The sequence below is a fragment of the Geodermatophilus tzadiensis genome (assembly GCF_003002915.1).
Lineage (GTDB): Bacteria > Actinomycetota > Actinomycetes > Mycobacteriales > Geodermatophilaceae > Geodermatophilus > Geodermatophilus tzadiensis.
In genome coordinates this window covers 405,282-424,261 of the sequence record NZ_PVTG01000002.1, presented here as the reverse complement: position 1 = coordinate 424,261, position 18,980 = coordinate 405,282, and the positions used below count along the sequence as shown (strand labels likewise).

The window sequence follows — 18,980 nt, the reverse complement described above, 5'->3', positions numbered from 1 at the left end:
CGCTCAGCGCGGCCGGACGGCGACGTCCCCGCTGTTCACGGTCACCGCGACCGACCGCGGCGAGCGGGGGTCGGTGGGGACGTCGATGCGCCCGTCGCCGGAGCTGGTGCCCACCTGCACCCGGTACGGGTCCCCGGCCTGGGGCAGCTCGACCGTCACGTTCCCGCTGCTGGCCGACACGGTGACGTCTGTCGGTGCGGTGGCGAAGTCCAGCTCGACGCTGCCCGTCGACACGTCTGCGGTGACCTGGTCGCTGCGCAGCCCGGACGCACCGACGTCGCCGGTGCTGGCCCGGATCTGCAGCGGCGCGTCGACGTCGACGAGGGTGGTGCGGCCGGTGGACACGGTGGTCCTCAGCGACCGTGCCTCGATCCCGCGGACGTCGAGGTCGCCGGTACTGGCCGCCAGCTCGACGTCGTGGCCGGCCGGGACGGCGATGTCGTAGCGGACCTCGCACCTGCCGACGAGGAGGCCCGGGCACGATGCCTCGATCACCGCGTGGGAGCCGTCCGTGCGCTCCTCGATCCGCGGGTCCCACCACCCGGAACGGACGGTTCGCTGGACCTGGATCTGCGACCCACCGGTCGGGGTGAGCCGCACCGAACCGGTGCCGACCTCGACCGTCAACCGGGTGGTGCCGGGGCCCATCGTGAAGGAGCGCTGCTCGCTGGACGTGGGTCCGAACCGCGCGACCAGCCACAGCACGAGGAGCGCCAGCAGGGCCACGGCCGCCAGGAGGCGGACACTCCGCAGGCGGGTGGGGGAACGGGTGCGAGATGCGGTGGACGGTCGGTCGGTCGTGGTGGTCATGGTGCTCACCTCGTCGGACAGCCGGGACGGCGACGAGGTTGACCGTCCGTGCTCGCGGTGGAATCCGGGAGGTCCCTAGTTCTCCGCCAGCCGAGCCAGCTCGGCCCGGCCGCCGACGCCGAGCTTGGTGAAGACCTTGTGCAGGTGGTACTCCACGGTCTTCCGGGACAGGAACAGCTGCGTGGCGATCTCGGGGTTCGACGCACCGCCCGCTGCCAGCCGGGTGATCTGCAGTTCCTGGGGGGTGAGCCGGTCCCACTCCGTGGCCTGCCGCCGGCCGAAGGTCTCCCCCGTGGCCCGCAGTTCGGCGCGCGCCCGGTCCGCCCACGGCACCGCGCCCGCCCGGTCGAAGGCCTCCGCTGCAGCCCGTAGCGCCGACCGCGCGTCCACCCGGCGGCGCTGCCGCCGGAGCGACTCGCCGTAGGCCAGCCGGGTGCGCGCCTCGTCGAGCGGGCGGGCGGCCGCCGCGTGCTGGTCCAGCGCTTCCTCGAAGGAGCCCAGGTCCCCTCCGGAGAGCTGTGCGGCGCCCCTGCGGGCGAGCGCGATCCCCCAGGGCGTCCCCGCCCGCCGGGCCCAGTCCCCGAACCGCTGCAGCGCGGCGCGTGCGTCCTCGGGGCGGCCGGCCCGTGCCGCGGCCTCGACCAGGTCGGGGGTGGCCCAGAGCGCCACGGCCGGATGGCTCAGTCCCCGCCCGGTCACCACGGGTGCCAGCCTCGCGAGCGCCTGGTCCGGCCGGCCGAGCCCGAGGTCGAGCAGGGCGAGCGCCCACGCCGCGCCGGCCCGGACGGCGCCCAGCCGGCGCGCCTCGGCCTGCTCCGCGGCGCCTTCGGCGTGCCGCCGGCAGGTCCCCTCGTCCCCACGCCAGGCGGCGACGAGGGCCAGCACGACGTCGCCGGTGGCCGTCTGCTGGCCGAGCTCACGGGCGAGCTCCTCTCCCTCCTGGCACCTCTCCTCGGCGTCGGCGAGCAGCCCCGACTGGGCGTAGGAGAAGGCCAGCCGGTTGAGGGTCGTGGCGAGCAGCCCGACGCCGCCCGTGCGGCGGAGGACCGCCTCCGCCCTGAGGTAGCACCGCCGCGCGGCCACCTCGTCACCGAGGAGGAGGGCCGCCTGGCCCGCACGCAACAACGCCAGGGGCTCCTCGGTCCATCGGGCGGAGCTCAGGACCCTGCGCAGGCGGGTCGCGCCGTCCGCCCAGTTCCCCGCCGTGAGTTCGGCCACCCCGGTCAGCAGGTCGACGACCGGCCCGTCGACCCCGGCGTCCCCGGGCACCACCTGCCGGACCAGGCGGCCGAGCTCGACGGCCCGCTCGCCGCCGGCGAGCGAGGCGGCCTCGCCGGCGAGCGCGAGACCCGCCACCGCGGTGGACCGGTCCGGAGCGTCCAGCGCCGCGGCGACGAGCAGCGGATAGGCGGTGTCCGGCGACCCGCCACTCAGCTCGATGAGACCGCGCAGACCCTGCAGGGCCGCGCGCTGCTCCGGCGCCCGGAGCAGGGGTTCGGCCTCGTCCAGCAGCTGCGCGGCGCGGGCCGGGTGACCGGCGGCCCAGCTCGCCTCGGCAGCCGCCACGAGCCGGCGGCCCCGGCGCTCCGGGGGCCCGGTGAGCGTCGCGGCCCAGGACAGGGCCGCGGCGGCGGACGCGGGGCCGGACCGGGTGCGCGCCCGGGCGGCCGACGCCTCGAGGAGATCGGCGACGGCGTCGTCCGGGGGCACCGCCCCGGCCGCGAGGTGCCATGCCCGGCGGTCGACGTCCTCGGCACCGTCGAGGACCGCCGCCAGGCGGTGGTGCGCCGCCCGGCGGTCGGCGAAGCCGGCGTCCTGGTACACCGCCGACCGCGCCAGCGGATGACGGAACTCCGCCCGGCCGCCGGCGATCCGGACGAGGCCGGTGGCCTCCGCGGGGCCGAGCGCGGCCAGGTCGAGGCCCTCCGCCGCCGCTGCACGGCCGATGACGCCCAGCCGCCCGGTGTCGTCGGCGGCCGTGAGGACCAGGAGCCGGCGGGTGGGCTCCGGCAGCTGCGCCGCCAGCGCCGCGAACAGCCGCTCGACGCCGGCCCCGACGGGGAGCGGATCCGGCAACGGCTCCAGTCCGGCCAGTTGCGCCGCGGTCAGCACCGCGGGCAGCTCGACGAGCGCCAACGGGTTGCCGCCGGATCCCTCGACCAGCTTGCGGCGGACGTCCGCGGCCGCCGTCGGCACCCGCTGGGCGACCAGCGCCGACGCCGCCTCCGGGTCCAGGCCACCGAGTGCGAGCTCCGGCAACCCCGCGGCGGCGAGAGCGTCCTCGCCTGCTGACCTGGTGGCGACGACCAGCGCCACGCCTTCGGCCTCCAGCCGCCGAGCCGCGAAGACCAGCGCCGCCAGCGACGCGGAATCCGCCCACTGCGCGTCGTCCACCAGGCAGACCGCCCCGGAGTCCGCCGCGACCTCGGCCAACAGCGAGAGCACGCCGATCCCGACGAGGAACCTGTCGCTGCCGCGCCCCGGCCCGAGACCGAGCGCCCCGCGGAGCGCGTCGGCCTGCACGGGGGGCAGCGCGTCGAGCCGGTCCACCACCGGGGCGAGCAGCTGCTGCAGCAGCGCGAACGCGAGCTCGAACTCGGACTCGACGCCCGTGGCCCGCAGGCAGCGGGCGGGCCCCGCTCGCTGCGCCGCCCACGAGAGCAGCGCGGACTTCCCGGCCCCGGCCTCCCCACGGACCACCAGCACCTGGCTGCGCGACGCCCGCGCATCCGCGAACACGCCGTCGAGGCGGATGCGCTCCGGCTCGCGGCCGAGCAGCACCCCGTCAGGCTAGTCCCGCGGGACTGGGGAGGTCATCGATGCGATCACCGTTCCGTGCCCGCGAGCCTGGCCATCGGCACACGTCCTACGCCGACGACGGGAGACGGCCATGTCGAACCACACCGCGTCGAACCAGACCGCGTCGAACCAGACCGCGTCGAACCACACCGCCGAGGAGCCCTCGAGCCGGCGGCCCGGCGAGCCGGGCGGCATCGCCATCGTCGGAGGTGGCCCCGCGGGGCTGGTGGCGGCGATCGCGCTCGCCCGACGGGGGATCGCCACGACGGTCTTCGAGCGCGACGCGCACCCCGAGCTGGCCCCGCGGTTCAACCCGGACCGCTCGTACACCATCGACATCACCGGGCACGGACTGCGGGCCCTGCGGCACATCGACGCCATCGGGCACTTCGACGCCCGACTGCTCCCGTTCCGGGGCATCCAGTACGCGGGGCGGGTGGTGGAGGACTGGCCGGGCCCGGGATGGACCGGCGCGCGCGGCGACATCCTCCGGGCGCTCGCCGCGGTGATCAGCGACCGTCACAAGGACGCCGTCCACGTGGAGTACGGCTGCCGGGTCAGCGCGGTCGACGTGCTGAGTGGTGCCGTGTCGTACACGCCTCCGGGCGGGGACCCGGTGACCCGGCAGTTCGACCTGGTCGTGGGCGCGGACGGAGCCGGTTCCGTGGTCCGCGAGGCCCTGCAGCGGCACGTCCCCGGGTTCACCGTGGCGAGGAAGTCGCTGCCCAACTACCTCACGATGATCGCGCTCGACCGGCTCGTCGACCAGCTCGACGAGACCTACCTCCAGGCCCTGGCGACCCGGCCGTTCTGCGTCGCCGGTGCCATCCCCGGCGACGAGGAGTCCGATGGTCCGCGCTGGTTCTGCGGGATCGGCACCCGCCGGCCGCTCTCGTTCTCCTCGGCCGCCGCGGCCCGGGCCTACCTGCAGCAGCACTGTCCTCGCGTGCTCGACCTCGCCAGTGACGCGGCGGTCACCGCGTTCGCCGACCGGACCTGCTACCACATCGGCCAGAAGCTCACGTGCTCCCGCCTGGACGGCGGGCGGGCCCTGCTGCTGGGTGACGCCGCCGGACCCTTCCCACCCATCGGTCAGGGCGTCAACGCCGCGATGGAGGCAGCCGTGGAACTGGACCGGTGCATCGGCGCGGCCGGATCCGGCGTCGGCGCCCTCTCGGGGGCAGCGCAGCGCTACACCGCTGCGTGGAAGCCGGAGCTGGACGCCATCTCCTGGATCAGCGAGAAGATGCTCTTCGAGAACCGGCTGCACACCCTGCGGGCCAACGTGACGATGCGCTGGGGCATCAACCCCATCGGGCGCGCCAAGAGCGACGACGTCCCGTGGTCCCGGGTGCAGGCGGATGCACGTCGCTGGGGGCCGCTGTGGTGGTGACCGCGGACCCGGCCGACGGCCCGGCTGCGGGCGCCCGCTGGAGGGGTGCCGTCCCCGGGGCCGTCACAGGTGGTCGGTGCCCGACCGCAGTCGTCGGCCGGTGACCGACGGCCCGTCCCTCCTCGCCGACCTGCAGATGGACCGTTCCCGGATCACGCGGAGGAACGATCACGGGGTTGCGACGCAGCCCGCTCCACACCGGACTGCCGATGTCCCAGCGTGGCGATCCCTGGGCGAGCAACGGCTCGGGTGGCGGATCCGTCCGTCGTGCTCCCTCGAGCAAGTCGGGGAGAGACCAGGACGTCGACTCGACGACGGCTGCTCCACGCACCACCGCAGGTCAGTCGACCCATCGGACCTCCCGGGCGGGCGCCGAGGTCGACGGTCCGCTGTCAGACCGCGGCGGTCCCGATGAGGCCCTTGCGGGTGACGAGGGCCGCGAGCTGCTCCTCGGACAACCCCTCGGTGCCCTCGGGTCGGCGCGGCACCACCATGTACCGCGACTCCGCACTGGCGTCCCACACCGAGATCCGCGTCCGCTCGGGCAGCTCGAGCCCGAACTCGCGCAGCACGCCGCGGGGGTCGCGCACCACCCGCGAGCGGTAGGCCTCGCTCTTGTACCAGCCGGGCGAGGGACCCAGCAGGGCGATCGGGTAGCAGGAGCACAGGGTGCAGACGACGACGTTGTGCTCGTCGGCGGTGTTGGCGACGACCTTCAGCCGCTGCTCCTGCAGGCCGCCGGCCATCGACAGGCCCACCTCGCGGATCGCGGCGTTCGCGTCGGCGAGCAGCCGCTCGCGGAACCCCGGGTCGACCCACGCGCGGGCGGTGATCCGGGCACCGTTGGCCGGCGTCCCACCGGCCAGGAACTCGTCGATCCGCCCGTCGATCTCGCCCTCGTCGAGCAGGCCCCGGCTCTCCAGCAGCGCCTCCACGTGGCGCACCCGGGCGGAGATGACGGAGCTGGTGTGGTCGGCGCTCATGCGGGCTCCTCGATCGGGGTCAGGTAGTCGGCCCACAGCTCCACGGTGACCGTGTGGTCGCCGGAGCCGAACAGGTCGGCGGCCGCGAACCGCACGTGCCACACCGGCTGGGGCGTGCCGGCGCGGCCCCGGGCCCGGTCGTCGGCCAGCGGGTGGACGCCGGCCTGCTCCACCAGCACGCCCACGGCGCCGCGGGCGTACCGGGGCAGGCGGGTGTGGCCGTCGGGGTCGGCGGTGCGCGTCCGCACCCGCATCCCGGGAGCCAGGTCACCCACGCGGGACCTCCAGCTCGTGGGGCAGGGCCACGCCCTTCTCCGCCAGCAGCGTGGTGATCGCGGTGAACCAGCGCTCGTAGTAGGAGGCGGCGAGGTACTCCTCCGGCGGCATCCGCTCGATCGCGTCGCGGAACTCGTCGAGGTTGTAGACGCCCCGCTTGATCAGCGCGCCGTTGAGGGCGAAGACGTGGGCCTCCCAGTCGGCGTGGAACGGCGGCTCGTCGGGCTCCTCGGCGATGGCCGGGAACCCGGCCATCCCACCGACGTCGTTGATGCGGCTCACCCGCCCTTCCTACCGGGTCGAGGCAGCGGTGCGCATCGACCGTGCCGTCAGTGCCTTGTCGCGGACGGGTCCCGGCCGGCCGGTGTCGGTGATCGCCCTGTGCCTCCCCCGCAGCGCGGGCGCCCTGTCCCCGGCACGGGCACCCTGGCAGCGGGCGCCCGTGACGGGGACAGGGCCGGGAGCCCCGGTCGGGATCAGTCGATCGTGATGGTGATCGTGCGCCTGCCGGTCTGGCGGACGGCCTCACCGTCGGCCGTGGCGACGCCGTCCTGGGCGGCCGGCGCGGAGCCGCTGGACCCGTCCCCCGACCCTCCCTCGCCCTGACCGCGTGTTCCGGCCATGGCCGCGTCGAGGCTCGCGGTGCCGGCGTTGAGCGGGAAGCCGGGGCCCGTGGGCCGCCAGAACGTGTAGGTCCAGCTCGCGGCCCACCGGTAGGACCACGCCTGCGGCGTCCCGTTGGCCCTGAGCAGCAGCTGGTTGAACCTCACCTCCTGGCCGCTGCGCGGCAGCAGGATGTCACCGGTGGTGGGCCGGTACTCGAACCGGTCGACCTCGCTGGTCCCGTCGGCCGTGAGGGACCTCAGGGTGAACGAGTCGACCCGCACGGTGTTGATCCCCGGGTTGAAGAGGCGGGCGTCGACCCGCATGAAGGCCTTGCCGGAGATGAACTCCACCCTCGCGGTGACCTCGCACCAGAGCCGGCTGGCCGCCTCGAGAGCGGCGCGGGCGTCGACGCGGCCGAAGCCGGTGAACTGGTCGCGGCCGGGCGTGCCGAGGTCGCGGGCGGTCAGCTTGAGGATGTCCTCGACCTCCCAGCCGCGCAGTTGGGGGTCGACCGAGAGGACCAGCGCGGCGACCCCGGCGACGTGGGGGGTGGCGGACGACGTGCCGTTGAAGTCGGTCACGTAGTTGCCGCCGCTGTAGCCGGCCGCGCCGGTGATGTCGGTCGTGTAGACGTGCACGCCGGGGGCGACGAGGTCGACCTCCGGTCCCCAGTTGGAGCCCCACCAGTTCTCGCCGTCGAGGCTGGTCTTGCTCTTGCGCTGGTCCCACTCGTTGGAGGCGCCGACGGCCAGCAGCCCCCTGATCGACGGCGACAGCCGGGCCGGGAAGTCGACGCCGGACACGTCGTCGTTGCCGGTGGCCGCCGCCATGACGCAGCCGAGGCCGCCCCGGCCGTTGGTGGCCGCGTACTGCAGGGCGTTGGTCACCGCGGTGCTGGGAGCGAGGCGGTAGCTGTTGGACAGGACGTCCGCCCCACGGTCCACCGCGGTCCGGATGCCGTTGGCGACCTTGGCGTTGTCGGTGTCCCAGTTGCCACCCCCGATGCCCTTGGCGATGCGCACGGGGAGCACGGGAGAACTCGGCGCTACGCCGACACCGCCCTTTCCGTTGCCCTTCCGCATCGACACGATCCCGGCACACGCCGTCCCGTGGGCGTCGCTGCCGGCAGGGGTCGGGTCGTTGTCGCCGTCGTAGGCGTCGAAGCCGGGCAGGCGGTAGGAGATGTCCTCGTGGGTGACGTCGTTGCCCTCGTCGATCACCGCGACGCTGATCGCGCTGCTGCCCGTCGAGATCCCCCACGCCTCGGGAGCGCGGATCTTGGTCAGGCCCCACTGGGAGGCGAACCCGGGGTCGGCGAGCCCGCCGTCCCGGGTGCCGCCGTCCGTGCGCACCAGCGCGCTCATGTCGTCGACCGGGCGCGCCGGGGCGGGCACGCTGTCGAGGACCTGGACGGCGGGGCCGGGCGGCCGGGTGATCTGGACGAAGTTGGGCTCCGCGTACTCGACCAGTTCCTCGTCGTGCAGGGCGTTGGCCGCGTCGACGGTCGAGTCGTCGTCCACCTGGACGAGGAGTGCGCCGGGCTCGGGGTGGTCGGTCCGCACGACGGCAGCGCCGTGGCGCGCCAGGACGGACTGCACCGCACCGTCGTCCGCGCCCTGGCGGAACTTCACGATCACCTCGCCGTCGGGCACGAGGTAGACGCCGGGAGCACTGGCCGTCTCGAACACGGTGGGCCCGCCGGCGACGTGCTCGTCGTGCTCGACGGCCTCGAGGATCCCCTCGGTCGAGCGGGTGGCGGTGGCCGCGCCGCCGTCGGCGCGGACGAGGACGAGACCCCGGTCCGGGAGCGTGATCACCCGCTCGGCCCCCGCCACCCCGGCCATCCGCTCGGCGACGGCCGCCGTCCCCCGCTCCTCGCCCGGTGCCTCGCGGACGGCGACCAAGGCCGACGACGGGGTGAGCTCCACCCGCTCGCCGGCGGCCCAGTACGACCGCTGCCCGTCCGCGCGCGCTCCGCCGCGGGTCCCGTCACTCGCCATGGTCGATCCTCCCGAACTGGTCCGTTCACCTGTCGCGGGGATCGTCGGGACGCGGCATCACGGCGCCGTCACCACGTCGTCACCCGGGAGGCCCTTCGGTCCTGTCGCGTTCGGACCGGTCGGTGGCCAGGAGGCGCGGGAGCCCCACTCGGCCGGGGCGCGCGTGACGTGGCGGTGACGGGCTCCTGCCACGGTGACCGTCCCCCGACGAGACGGAGGCGGACGTGCACCCACTCGAGGACGAGGACCGGCCGGTCCCGCCGGAGGCCCGCGTCTGGCCGGGAGCTGCCCGGCCGCTGGGTGCCACACCCGACGCAGGCGGCACCAACTTCGCCGTCTTCAGCGAGGTCGCCGACGCGGTCCACCTCTGCCTGTTCGACGACGCGGGCACCGAGGAACGCATCGAGCTCACCGAGGTCGACGCCGACATCTGGCACGCCTACCTCCCCGGCGTCGGCCCGGGGCAGCGCTACGGGTACCGCGTCACCGGGCCGTTCGACCCGGCCCGCGGCCACCGCTGCAACCCGGCCAAGCTGCTCGTCGACCCCTACGCGAAGGCGATCACCGGCGAGGTGCGCTGGCACCCGGCGCTGAACGGCGGCCAGGCCGACCAGCCCGACGTCCGCGACGACGAGGACAGCGCCCCCTACGCGCCGCGCGGCCTCGTCGTCGACCCGGCGTTCGACTGGGGCGAGGACACCGCCCCGCGGACCCCGTACGCCGACACCGTCGTCTACGAGGTCCACGTCAAGGGCCTCACGCAGCGGCACCCCGAGGTCCCCGAGGAGCTGCGCGGCACCTACGCCGGCCTCGCTCACCGGGCAGTGATCGAGCACCTGACCTCGCTGGGCGTGACCGCGGTCGAGCTGCTCCCGGTGCACCAGTTCGTCCACGACGGCCACCTGCTCGACCGCGGGCTGCGCCAGTACTGGGGGTACAACAGCCTCGGCTTCCTGGCCCCCCACGGCGGGTACGCCGCCGGCGGCGACACCGGAGCCCAGGTGACGGAGTTCAAGCAGATGGTCGCTGCGCTGCACCGCGCCGGCCTCGAGGTGGTCCTGGACGTGGTCTACAACCACACCGCCGAGGGCAACCACCTCGGCCCCACGCTGTCGCTGCGGGGCTTCGACAACGCCGCCTACTACCGCCTGCACGAGGGGCGCTACTACTTCGACACCACCGGCACCGGGAACTCGCTCAACGTCACGCACTCGGCACCGCTGCAGCTGGTCATGGACTCGCTGCGCTACTGGGTGCTGGAGATGCACGTCGACGGGTTCCGCTTCGACCTGGCGACCACGCTGGCCCGCGAGGCCGGCCAGGACCCGACCCCGGCGGCGGTCTTCTTCGACCTCGTGCAGCAGGACCCGGTGATCAGCCAGGTCAAGCTGATCGCCGAGCCGTGGGACACCAGGGACAACCAGGTGGGGGCCTTCCCCGACCTGTGGAGCGAGTGGAACGACCACTACCGCAACACGGTCCGGGACCTGTGGCGCGGGCGGACCGCCGGGCTCGGCGACGTCGCCAGGCGCCTGTCCGGCTCGTCCGACCTGTACCAGGCCCGCCGGCGGCGGCCGACCGCGTCGGTCAACTTCGTCACCGCGCACGACGGGTTCACCCTGCGGGACCTGGTCAGCTACCAGCGCAAGCACAACGAGGCGAACGGTGCGGACGACGGCACCGACGACAACCGGTCGGACAACCACGGTGTCGAGGGCCCGACCGACGACCCCGACGTGCTGGCCCTGCGGGCCCGGCAGGTGCGCAACCTGCTCGCCACGCTGCTCTTCTCCCAGGGCGTACCGATGCTGCTCGGCGGCGACGAGATCGGCCGCACCCAGGGCGGCAACAACAACGCCTACTGCCAGGACAACGCGATCTCCTGGTTCGACTGGGAGGACGTCGACGGCGACCTGCTCGCCTTCACCCGCCGCCTCGTGGCGCTGCGCCGCACGCACCCCGCGCTGCGCCGCCGCCGCTTCTTCCAGGGCCGGCCCGTCCTCGACAGCGACGACGCCGACCTGGCCTGGCTCCGGCCCGACGGCACACCGATGACCGGCCCGGACTGGGACACCCCGTGGGCGCGGGCCCTCGCGGTGTTCCTCGCCGGCGACGGGATCAGCGAGCCGGGGCCCCGCGGGGAGCGGGTCCGCGACGACGACCTGCTCATCGCGATCAACGCCGGCACCGACCCGGTGGACGTCACCCTGCCCCCGGGTGAGTGGTCGGTCGAGGTGGACACCGGATCAGCGCGAGGCGAGGCGGCCGGTCCGGTCGGCGGTCCGACACTGCACCTCGGTGACCGCCGACTGGTGCTGCTGCGCCGCCCACTGGACTGACCGGCAGGGCACCGCGGTCGACTTACCCGCGCGTGCCGCTGGCAGGCTGCCGCGCATGACCGTGCTGCGCTCCGTCGTGCTGTTCGCCGTGGCCGCGGTCGCCGAGATCGGCGGCGCCTGGTTGATCTGGCAGGGCGTCCGGGAGCACCGGGGCTGGCTGTGGATCGGCCTGGGCGTGGTGGCACTGGGCGCCTACGGGTTCGTCGCGACCCTGCAGCCCGACGCGAACTTCGGGCGCATCCTCGCCGCCTACGGCGGCGTCTTCGTCGCCGGCAGCCTGGCGTGGGGCGTGGTCGCCGACGGGTTCCGGCCCGACCGCTACGACGTCGTCGGCGCGCTGGTCTGCCTCGCCGGCGTCGCCGTGATCATGTACGCGCCACGCTCGGCGTAGCCGCCCGGGACACCCGAGGACCGGTCAGGACGATCCCGGCCGCCGGCCCAGCTGCCGCCGTCGGTCGTCGTCGTCCTCCAGCCCCCACCAGTCGACGATGCGGCCGTCGCGGAGGGTGAACCAGTAGACCTCGCGCACGTCGCGGAACGCTCGACCGGTCGGCGGGCGGCCCCTCCACGGCCCCGTGTGGGTGCCCGAGCAGCGGAAGTGGCCCACGACGGTGTCACCCTCGCCGACCAGGGCGACGGTCTCCATCCGCACGTCGGGGAACGCCTCCCGGAACGGGGCCACCCACTCCCGCGCAGCAGCGGCGATCCCCGGTGCGTACAGCTCGTCGACGGCGTCGAGGTCGCCGCCGTTGAGCACCTCGGCGATAGCCCGGGCGACCAGCCGCTTGTTGCCCTCGACGCTCGTCACCGGTCCGGAACCGCGCCCGAGGGACCCGAGGTGTCCATGCGTTCCTCCCGTCCTGGCCCTCGTCCACCGAGGAGCCCGCTGAAGACCCGGTCCGTGGGTACCGGGACCCCATGGCACTGCGCAACGCGGCCGTGGCGGCCGGCGGTCAGTGGGTCGACCCCGACGACGGCGTCCGCTACCCCTCCGGCGAGGTGCACGCGTGGGAGCGCGGGCGCAACGAGACGGTCTGCGGGCTGTCGCTGTCCCGCTCCCGCCTCGCCCGCTTCCCGCACGTCAGCTGGGCCGACGTCCAGCCGGAGTCGGGCCGGCACGCCGAGGAGGTGGCCGACGTCTGCCGGCGCTGCCGCGCCGGCATGGGCGCCCGCCGCGACGACCGCGGCTGGACCCGCACCGACCCCCGCCCCTGACGGGGGATGTCGCGCGCGGCACGCGCGTCCGGGTCCCTACAGTGGAGACGGCCCTCGCGCGCGCAGCACCGCCGCTGCCCCGAGACCGCAGGAGCCCGGGACCACCCAGCGCAGGCACCCCGGGCCCGGCGCGCCGACGCCGCACCCTCTCGAGACCACTCCCCAGGAGACCCGTGCCCGTGAACACCCCTGCCCCGAACCGGAGCGCCGCCGCGGACTGGTGGCGCCAGGCCGTCGTCTACCAGGTCTACCCGCGCAGCTTCGCCGACGCGAACGGCGACGGCCTCGGCGACCTGCCCGGCGTGACCTCGCGGCTGCCCTACCTGAAGCAGCTCGGCGTGGACGCCGTCTGGCTGAGCCCGTTCTACCCCTCGGCGCTGGCCGACGGCGGCTACGACGTCGACGACTACCGCGACGTCGACCCGCGGCTGGGCACTCTCGACGACGCCGACGCGATGATCGCGAAGGCGCACGAGCTCGGGATGAAGGTCGTCGTCGACATCGTCCCCAACCACAGCTCCGACCGGCACGCCTGGTTCCGGGAGGCGCTCGCCGCCGAGCCGGGCTCCCCCGCCCGCGACCGCTACGTCTTCCGCGACGGCCGGGGTCCCGACGGCAGCCGGCCGCCCTCGGACTGGATGAGCCACTTCGGCGGCCCGGCCTGGACCCGCGTGCCCGACGGCCAGTGGTACCTGCACCTGTTCGCCCGCGAGCAGCCCGACTTCAACTGGGACAACCAGGAGGTGCGCGAGGACTTCCTCGCCACCCTGCGGTTCTGGTCCGACCGGGGCGTCGACGGCTTCCGGGTCGACGTCGCGCACGCGCTGGCCAAGGACCTCTCCGAGCCGCTGCGCGACTACGGCGGCGTGCACCCCGACGCCATGACCCAGCTGCCCCTCGACGGCAGCCACCCGCTGTTCGACCGCGAGGAGGTGCACGAGATCTTCCGCGAGTGGCGCAAGGTGCTCGACACCTACGACCCGCCGCGGTCGGCCGTCGCGGAGGCGTGGGTGACCACCAGCCGCCGGGTGCTCTACGCCCGTCCCGACGAGCTCGGCCAGGCCTTCAACTTCGAGCTGCTGGTGCAGCCGTGGTCGGCCGAGCAGTTCCGCGTGGAGATCGACGCCGCGCTGTCGGCGGCCGCGGTCGCCGGCGCCTCGGCCACCTGGGTGCTGTCCAACCACGACGTCGTCCGGCACGCCTCGCGCTACGCGCTCCCCTCCGGCGCCGACCTCGACGCGTGGCTGCTCGCCGACGGCGCCACCCCGGCGCCGGACGCCGAGCAGGGCCTGCGCCGCGCCCGCGCGGCCACGCTGCTGATGCTGGCGCTGCCCGGCTCGGCCTACCTCTACCAGGGCGAGGAGCTCGGCCTGCCCGAGGTCGCCGACCTGCCGGCCGAGGCGCTGCAGGACCCGATCTGGGAGCGCACCGGGCACGCGCAGAAGGGCCGCGACGGCTGCCGGGTGCCGCTGCCGTGGACCCGCGAGGGCAGCTCGTTCGGCTTCGGGGACGGCGGCGCGTGGCTGCCGCAGCCGGCGTCGTTCGGCGCCCTGTCGGCCGAGGCGCAGGACGGCGTGGAGGGCTCGACGCTGGAGCTCTACCGGTCGGCGCTGGCGCTGCGCCGGGAGCTGCAGGCCGACGAGTCGCTGCAGTGGGTCGACGCCGGCCCGGTCGCCCGCACGCACCTGCTGCACCTGCGCCGCCCGACCGGGTGGGAGAGCGTCACCAACTTCGGCGACGCGCCCGTCGAGCTGCCCGAGGGCGAGGTGCTGCTCGCCAGCGGTCCGCTGACCGGCGGGCAGCTGCCGCCGGACACCACCGTCTGGCTGCGGCAGGTCTGAAGAAGGACCCTCCTGCCCCCCACCGCTCGCACGCTCGCGGCGGGACCCTGCAGGAGGGTCAGACCGGGGCCGGGGAGCGCTCGCTCCCCGGCCCCGGTGCCGTCCGGTCAGACGCCGGCGCTCGGCTGCTCCTCGGGCTCCAGGGCCGGAGGCAGGCCCAGCCGGCGGAACAGCCCGGTGTCGAGGTCGAGGAAGCTGGTGATGTGCCGGATGCGGCCGTCCTCGACCTCCAGCACGTGCAGCGCCCACGGCTCGTGGCCGCCGCCCGCGCGCGGCCGGTACTGCGCGAAGGCGGGGCAGCCGTTGGCCTCGGTCTGCAGCAGCCGCGACCCGCGGCACTCGCTGCCCGGGCCGAGCATCCAGGTGCCGATGTCGGCGGCGCTGCCCAGCCACATCTCGAACGGCGGCATGTGCTGGGTGGCGTCCTCGTGCAGCAGGGCGACGAACGCGTCGATGTCGTAGCGCTCGAAGGCGTCGAGGTAGCGCTCGAGCAGGTCCCTGCTGTCGGCGTCCAGCGGCCGCGGCTCGGGGGCGCCGCCCAGCCCGGCCAGCGTCGCCCGCGCCCGCTGCAGCGCGCTGTTGACCGAGGCGACGGTGGTCTCCAGCAGGGTGGCGACCTCGTCGGCGTGCCAGCGCAGCACGTCGCGCAGCAGCAGCACCGCCCGCTGGCGCGGCGGCAGGTGCTGCAGGGCCGCGACGAAGGCCAGCCGCACCGACTCCTTCGCCACCGCCCGCTCGGCGGGGTCGCCGTCCTCGGGGAGGACCTGGCGGTCGAGCACCGGCTCGACCCAGGCCTCGGCCGGCCGGGTGGCCGCCAGCGAGGCCTCCACCGGTGACCACGACTGGCCGGAGAGGTCCATCGGCAGGGCGCGGCGCTGCCGGCCGGAGAGCTGGTCGAGGCAGACGTTGGTGGCGATCCGGTAGAGCCACGAGCGCAGCGAGGAGCGGCCCTCGAAGTCGGCCAGGCTGCGCCACGCGCGGACCATCGTCTCCTGCACCGCGTCGTCGGCGTCGAAGGACGACCCGAGCATCCGGTAGCAGTAGCCGGTCAGCTCCCGCCGGTGCTCGAGCAGCCGCGGGTCGATCTCGCCGGTCACCCCGGTCAGCACGCTGGTCACCTCAGGACCACCTCTCCTCGTCGGCATCCCCCGTCGGCGGGCGGTAGTCCACCACGGACCAGGGACGGAACGGGACCCCCGCGCGAGTGGCTACTGGTAGCTGATCAGCTGGGGCCGCGGCGAGACCTGCGCGATCGTCTCCTCGGGGGTGAGCATCGGCTGGTCCTCGTCGTAGAAGTTCTTCCAGCCCCAGCTCAGGCCCTCGGGGCCGATCCCCCGCAGCACCCGCCAGGTCTCCTGTTTGCTGCCCTGGGGACCCTGCCCGTCGGCGTGCACCATGACCGACAGCTCGTCGCGGGAGAGGTCGACGCCCTCGCGGCCGGGGATCATGTCCACCCGGAACTGGTGCAGCACCAGCAGCTTCTGCGGCAGCCGGTTCTCCCGCGTCAGGTCCGCCAGCCAGGTGACCACCCGGTTGACCTCCTCGACCGGCACCGACCCGATCTGGGTCAGGTGCACCTGGTCGGGGGCGAGCCGCCACTCGGGGTCGAGGGCCAGGCCGACGTGCGGCAGCACCAGCAGCTCGCGGTAGCGCTCGGCCTGGGTGACGAAGTCGGTGCGGCCCGGCTGCAGGTCCAGGACGACGTAGAGACCGGCCCGCCCCGCCGCCTCCACCCACGGGCGCAGCTGCTCGACCGGCGCCTCGTAGGAGTAGTCGCCCTCCTCGGTCGGGAACTGCGAGGCGACCGTGGCGATGATCTCGAAGGCCGGGACGACGGTGGCGTCGGGCACCAGGGCCTCGTAGGGCGCGGCGTGGTCGCGGGCCCGCTGCACGCTGGCGTCGACGTCCTGCTCGCCGAGCACGCCCAGCGAGCCGGTGCCCGGGTGCCCGTAGAGGGCGACCATGAAGTGCTGCGGGAACAGCAGCTGTCCGCCGCCGGGCAGCTGCGCGCCGGTGGCGGCCGTCTCCAGCTTCCAGTCCAGGCCCTCCTCGGCGCCGAAGCCCGCACCCAGGGCCACGACCGTCCCCGAGGGGTCCTGCGCCACGAGGTCGACGACGTCGCCCGAGGCGCGCGGGTCGGTCGACCCGCCGGTGAGCTGCACCTGCGCGCCGGCCGCCCGGGCGGTCGCCACGCCGGCCAGCGACTCCGGCGTCCCGGCTGCCAGCACGACGGTGTCCTCCAGCGGCTCGGCGCGGGTCACCTCCGGCAGCTCGCCGGACGCCTCGCCCTCACCGCTGCCCGCGCCGTCCGCGGGGACCAGCGCGGCGGGCGCGTCGGGGTCGAGCACCGCGACGGCGGCCGCCTCCCCGTCGGCCGGCACCGGGTCGGCCTCGGCGAGGTCGAGGCCGGTGGCGGCGCCGACGGCCTCGGCGGTGGCCGGGACGCCGACCACCTCGCGGTCGCCCCCGCCGGGCGCGGCGTCCCCGCCGACGGCGAGCACGGTGCCGGTGCCGAGACGGTCGAGCTCGGCGGCGACGGCGTCGTCCCCGGCGTCGCCCTCGGGGTCGAGCAGCAGCGGGACGCCCAGGCCGACCGCGGCGGAGGCGCCCAGCAGCGTGGCGGCGGCATCGCCGTCGGGGGCGACCACCACGACGCCGGCCGCGTCGAACAGCGCCCGGCTGGTGCTCACCGCGGCGGCGGCGGGCTCGGCGTCGGCGACCACGGTGAGCCGCTGGTCGGGGGCGGAGGCGGCGACGGAGGCTCCCGCGTCACCGCCGCCGCCGGGCCCGTCGCCGGTGGCCGACGAGGTGCAGCCGGCCGCCAGCAGCAGCGCGCTCACGGCGAGGGGTGCGGTCCGACGTCGCACGCGGGGACCTCCGTCCGCCGGGCCCCCGGCCGCGCGGGGGCGCGACGCCGTCGGCACGCCCGGCTCCCGGGGCACCCTACCGACGCCGTCGCCGTCCCCGCCGCCGAACGGGTCAGCGGCCCAGCGCCCGCTCCAGGTTCGCCACCATCCGCGCCAGGCCGGCGACCGTGCGCGCGTACTCCTCCTCGCTGAGCCCGTCGGCCACCGAGCGCCGGAACGCGCCGACCGCCGCGGCCAGCCGGGCGTGCGCCGCCCGGCCCTCGTCCGTGGCCGACAGCGGCCCGCCGTCGGTGCGCAGCCAGCCCCGCCCGGCCAGCTCGGCGACGACGCCGTCGACCTCCGCCGGCCCGGCGAAGGAGGCGAGCGCGGCGTGCAGCGCGGCCCGCTCGACCGGCCCGTCGACGGCGGACTGCAGCACCTGCCAGTGCCGCCGGGTGAGTCCCTCGGCGCCGACGACGGCGTCGAGCCCCTCCTCGAGCAGCTCGTCGAGCCGCCTGACCCACCACCCGACCGGCCGCCGCTCCTGCACGCCGCGCAGCCTGGCACCGGCCGCCGACGGAACGCGGTCGCGGGGCCGCCGGACCGCCCGGTAGACAGCAGGGGTGACCGACCCCGCCACCCTGCGACCCGTGACCGCCGACGAGTGGCCGGTCTTCGCCCGCTCGATGCTCGACGTCTTCGGCGAGGAGGCGACCGGGTCGTTCGTCGAGGCGCCGCCGGCCACGACCGAGCTCGACCGCACGCTGGCCCTGTGGGACGGCGACCGGGTGGTGGCCACGTCCGGGATCTACAGCCGCACGCTCACCGTGCCCGGCGCGGTCGTGCCCTGTGCGGGCGTCACCTGGGTGACCGTCTCCCCCACCCACCGCCGCCGGGGCGTGCTCACCGCCGTCATGCGCCGCCAGCTCACCGAGCTGCACGAGCAGCAGCGGGAGCCGGTGGCCGCGCTGTGGGCGGCGGAGGGCGGCATCTACGGCCGCTTCGGCTACGCGCCCGCGGCGGTGCGCGGCAACCTCACCGGCCCGACGCAGCGGATGACCTTCCGGCCCGGCGTGGACCTCGGCACCGGCACGGTCGCACCGGTCGACCTCGACGGTTTCCGGTCCGGTGCCCCGCGGGTGCACGAGGCGCTGCGCCGCTGGGTGCCCGGGCAGCTCGAGCGCGACGAGCGGTGGTGGGAGCGCGTCCTCCGCGACCCGCCCGACCAGCGCCGGGGCGCCACCCCCCGCCGGTTCGTCCTGCACACCGAGGCCGACGGCGAGGTCACCGGCTACGCCGCGTTCCGGGTGCGCCCCCGCGACCTCGACGACGGCGACCCCGACGGCACCCTGGTCGTCGACGAGGTCCGCGGCCGCGGCACCCCGGCGCACGCGGCGCTGTGGCGGTACCTGCTCGACCTCGACCTGGTCCGCACGCTGGAGTACCCACAGGGCGGCGTCGACGAGCCGCTGCGGCACCTGCTGGCCGATCCGCGCGCGCTGCGCGCCCGGCCCACCGACGGGCTGTGGCTGCGGCTGGTCGACGTCGACCGCGCGCTGGCCGCCCGCCGCTACCCCGCCCCGGTCGACCTGGTGCTCGAGGTGCGCGACCCGTTCTGCCCCTGGAACGAGGGGCGCTGGCGCTGGGCCGGTCACCCGGCGGGCGGCTACTGCGGCCGCACCGACCTCGACCCCGACCTGGTCGTCGACGCGGACGCGCTGGCCGCGGCCCACCTCGGCGGGGTCTCGCTGGCCACGCTGCAGGCCGCCGGGCGGGTGACCGAGGTGAGCCCGGGGGCGGTCACGCTGGCCGCGACCGCGCTGTCCTGGCCGGTCTCACCGTGGTGCCCCGACACCTTCTAGGAGGACCCGC

At 75.4% G+C, this 18,980-nt stretch carries 16 protein-coding genes; 6 read left to right on the top strand and 10 right to left on the bottom strand.

The features are described from left to right. Positions 1-3: 3 nt before the first annotated feature. Entirely contained in the window at positions 4-726 is a 723-nt protein-coding gene (locus LY71_RS05130; RefSeq protein WP_170121222.1) for a DUF4097 family beta strand repeat-containing protein, read from the bottom strand. Positions 727-885: 159 nt separating this feature from the next. Continuing rightward, a complete protein-coding gene (locus LY71_RS05125; protein WP_106275843.1) occupies positions 886-3,591 on the bottom strand; it encodes a helix-turn-helix transcriptional regulator in 2,706 nt (901 codons plus the stop codon). 109 nt (positions 3,592-3,700) lie between these two features. On the opposite strand from LY71_RS05125, the gene LY71_RS05120 reads away from it, so the two are divergent. Beyond that, the gene (locus tag LY71_RS05120) at positions 3,701-5,002 is read left to right on the top strand and encodes an FAD-dependent oxidoreductase (protein ID WP_106275842.1); all 1,302 of its coding nucleotides are present in this window, start codon (positions 3,701-3,703) and stop codon (positions 5,000-5,002) included. 392 nt (positions 5,003-5,394) lie between these two features. On the opposite strand, the gene nthA is transcribed toward LY71_RS05120, so the two are convergent. From nthA to LY71_RS05100, 4 genes are all read right to left on the bottom strand, one after another. Then, positions 5,395-5,985 (bottom strand): nitrile hydratase subunit alpha, encoded by a 591-nt coding sequence (nthA, locus tag LY71_RS05115; RefSeq protein ID WP_106275841.1) that lies wholly within the window; start codon positions 5,983-5,985, stop codon positions 5,395-5,397. Beyond that, positions 5,982-6,260 (bottom strand): SH3-like domain-containing protein, encoded by a 279-nt coding sequence (locus tag LY71_RS24400; protein WP_211297145.1) that lies wholly within the window; start codon positions 6,258-6,260, stop codon positions 5,982-5,984. The genes nthA and LY71_RS24400 overlap by 4 nt, the downstream gene beginning before the upstream one ends. Then, complete coding sequence (locus LY71_RS24395; protein ID WP_106275840.1) at positions 6,253-6,543, bottom strand: SH3-like domain-containing protein; 291 nt, start codon at positions 6,541-6,543, stop codon at positions 6,253-6,255. The genes LY71_RS24400 and LY71_RS24395 overlap by 8 nt, the downstream gene beginning before the upstream one ends. A gap of 194 nt (positions 6,544-6,737) precedes the next feature. Continuing rightward, positions 6,738-8,867: a S8 family serine peptidase gene (locus LY71_RS05100; RefSeq protein WP_106275839.1), complete on the bottom strand. Its 2,130-nt coding sequence runs from the start codon at positions 8,865-8,867 to the stop codon at positions 6,738-6,740. 224 nt (positions 8,868-9,091) lie between these two features. Between LY71_RS05100 and glgX the strand changes: the two genes are divergently transcribed. Then, on the top strand, positions 9,092-11,206 hold the full coding sequence (glgX, locus tag LY71_RS05095) for a glycogen debranching protein GlgX (protein ID WP_106275838.1): 2,115 nt from the start codon (positions 9,092-9,094) through the stop codon (positions 11,204-11,206). A 55-nt stretch (positions 11,207-11,261) separates the two neighbouring features. After that, on the top strand, positions 11,262-11,597 hold the full coding sequence (locus tag LY71_RS05090) for a YnfA family protein (RefSeq protein WP_106275837.1): 336 nt from the start codon (positions 11,262-11,264) through the stop codon (positions 11,595-11,597). Positions 11,598-11,621: 24 nt separating this feature from the next. Here LY71_RS05090 and LY71_RS05085 read toward each other — a convergent pair whose 3' ends face one another. Then, entirely contained in the window at positions 11,622-12,014 is a 393-nt protein-coding gene (locus LY71_RS05085) for an ester cyclase (RefSeq protein ID WP_106275836.1), read from the bottom strand. A 110-nt stretch (positions 12,015-12,124) separates the two neighbouring features. Here LY71_RS05085 and LY71_RS05080 point away from each other — a divergent pair, with 110 nt between their 5' ends. Both LY71_RS05080 and LY71_RS05075 read left to right on the top strand, forming a co-directional pair. After that, a complete protein-coding gene (locus LY71_RS05080; protein ID WP_106275835.1) occupies positions 12,125-12,421 on the top strand; it encodes a hypothetical protein in 297 nt (98 codons plus the stop codon). Positions 12,422-12,600: 179 nt separating this feature from the next. Continuing rightward, positions 12,601-14,262, top strand: a complete 1,662-nt coding sequence (locus LY71_RS05075) for a glycoside hydrolase family 13 protein (RefSeq protein ID WP_211297144.1) — start codon at positions 12,601-12,603, stop codon at positions 14,260-14,262. Positions 14,263-14,369: 107 nt separating this feature from the next. Here LY71_RS05075 and LY71_RS05070 read toward each other — a convergent pair whose 3' ends face one another. The 3 genes from LY71_RS05070 to LY71_RS05060 form a co-directional block, all read right to left on the bottom strand. Then, positions 14,370-15,380, bottom strand: coding sequence for a sigma-70 family RNA polymerase sigma factor (locus tag LY71_RS05070; protein ID WP_245887672.1), 1,011 nt, complete (start codon positions 15,378-15,380; stop codon positions 14,370-14,372). A 90-nt stretch (positions 15,381-15,470) separates the two neighbouring features. Further along, positions 15,471-17,102 (bottom strand): prolipoprotein diacylglyceryl transferase, encoded by a 1,632-nt coding sequence (locus LY71_RS05065; RefSeq protein ID WP_245887671.1) that lies wholly within the window; start codon positions 17,100-17,102, stop codon positions 15,471-15,473. A 139-nt stretch (positions 17,103-17,241) separates the two neighbouring features. Continuing rightward, complete coding sequence (locus LY71_RS05060) at positions 17,242-17,658, bottom strand: MarR family transcriptional regulator (protein ID WP_146146059.1); 417 nt, start codon at positions 17,656-17,658, stop codon at positions 17,242-17,244. Between the two features lie 73 nt (positions 17,659-17,731). On the opposite strand from LY71_RS05060, the gene LY71_RS05055 reads away from it, so the two are divergent. Continuing rightward, complete coding sequence (locus tag LY71_RS05055; protein WP_106275831.1) at positions 17,732-18,970, top strand: GNAT family N-acetyltransferase; 1,239 nt, start codon at positions 17,732-17,734, stop codon at positions 18,968-18,970. Positions 18,971-18,980: the final 10 nt, after the last annotated feature.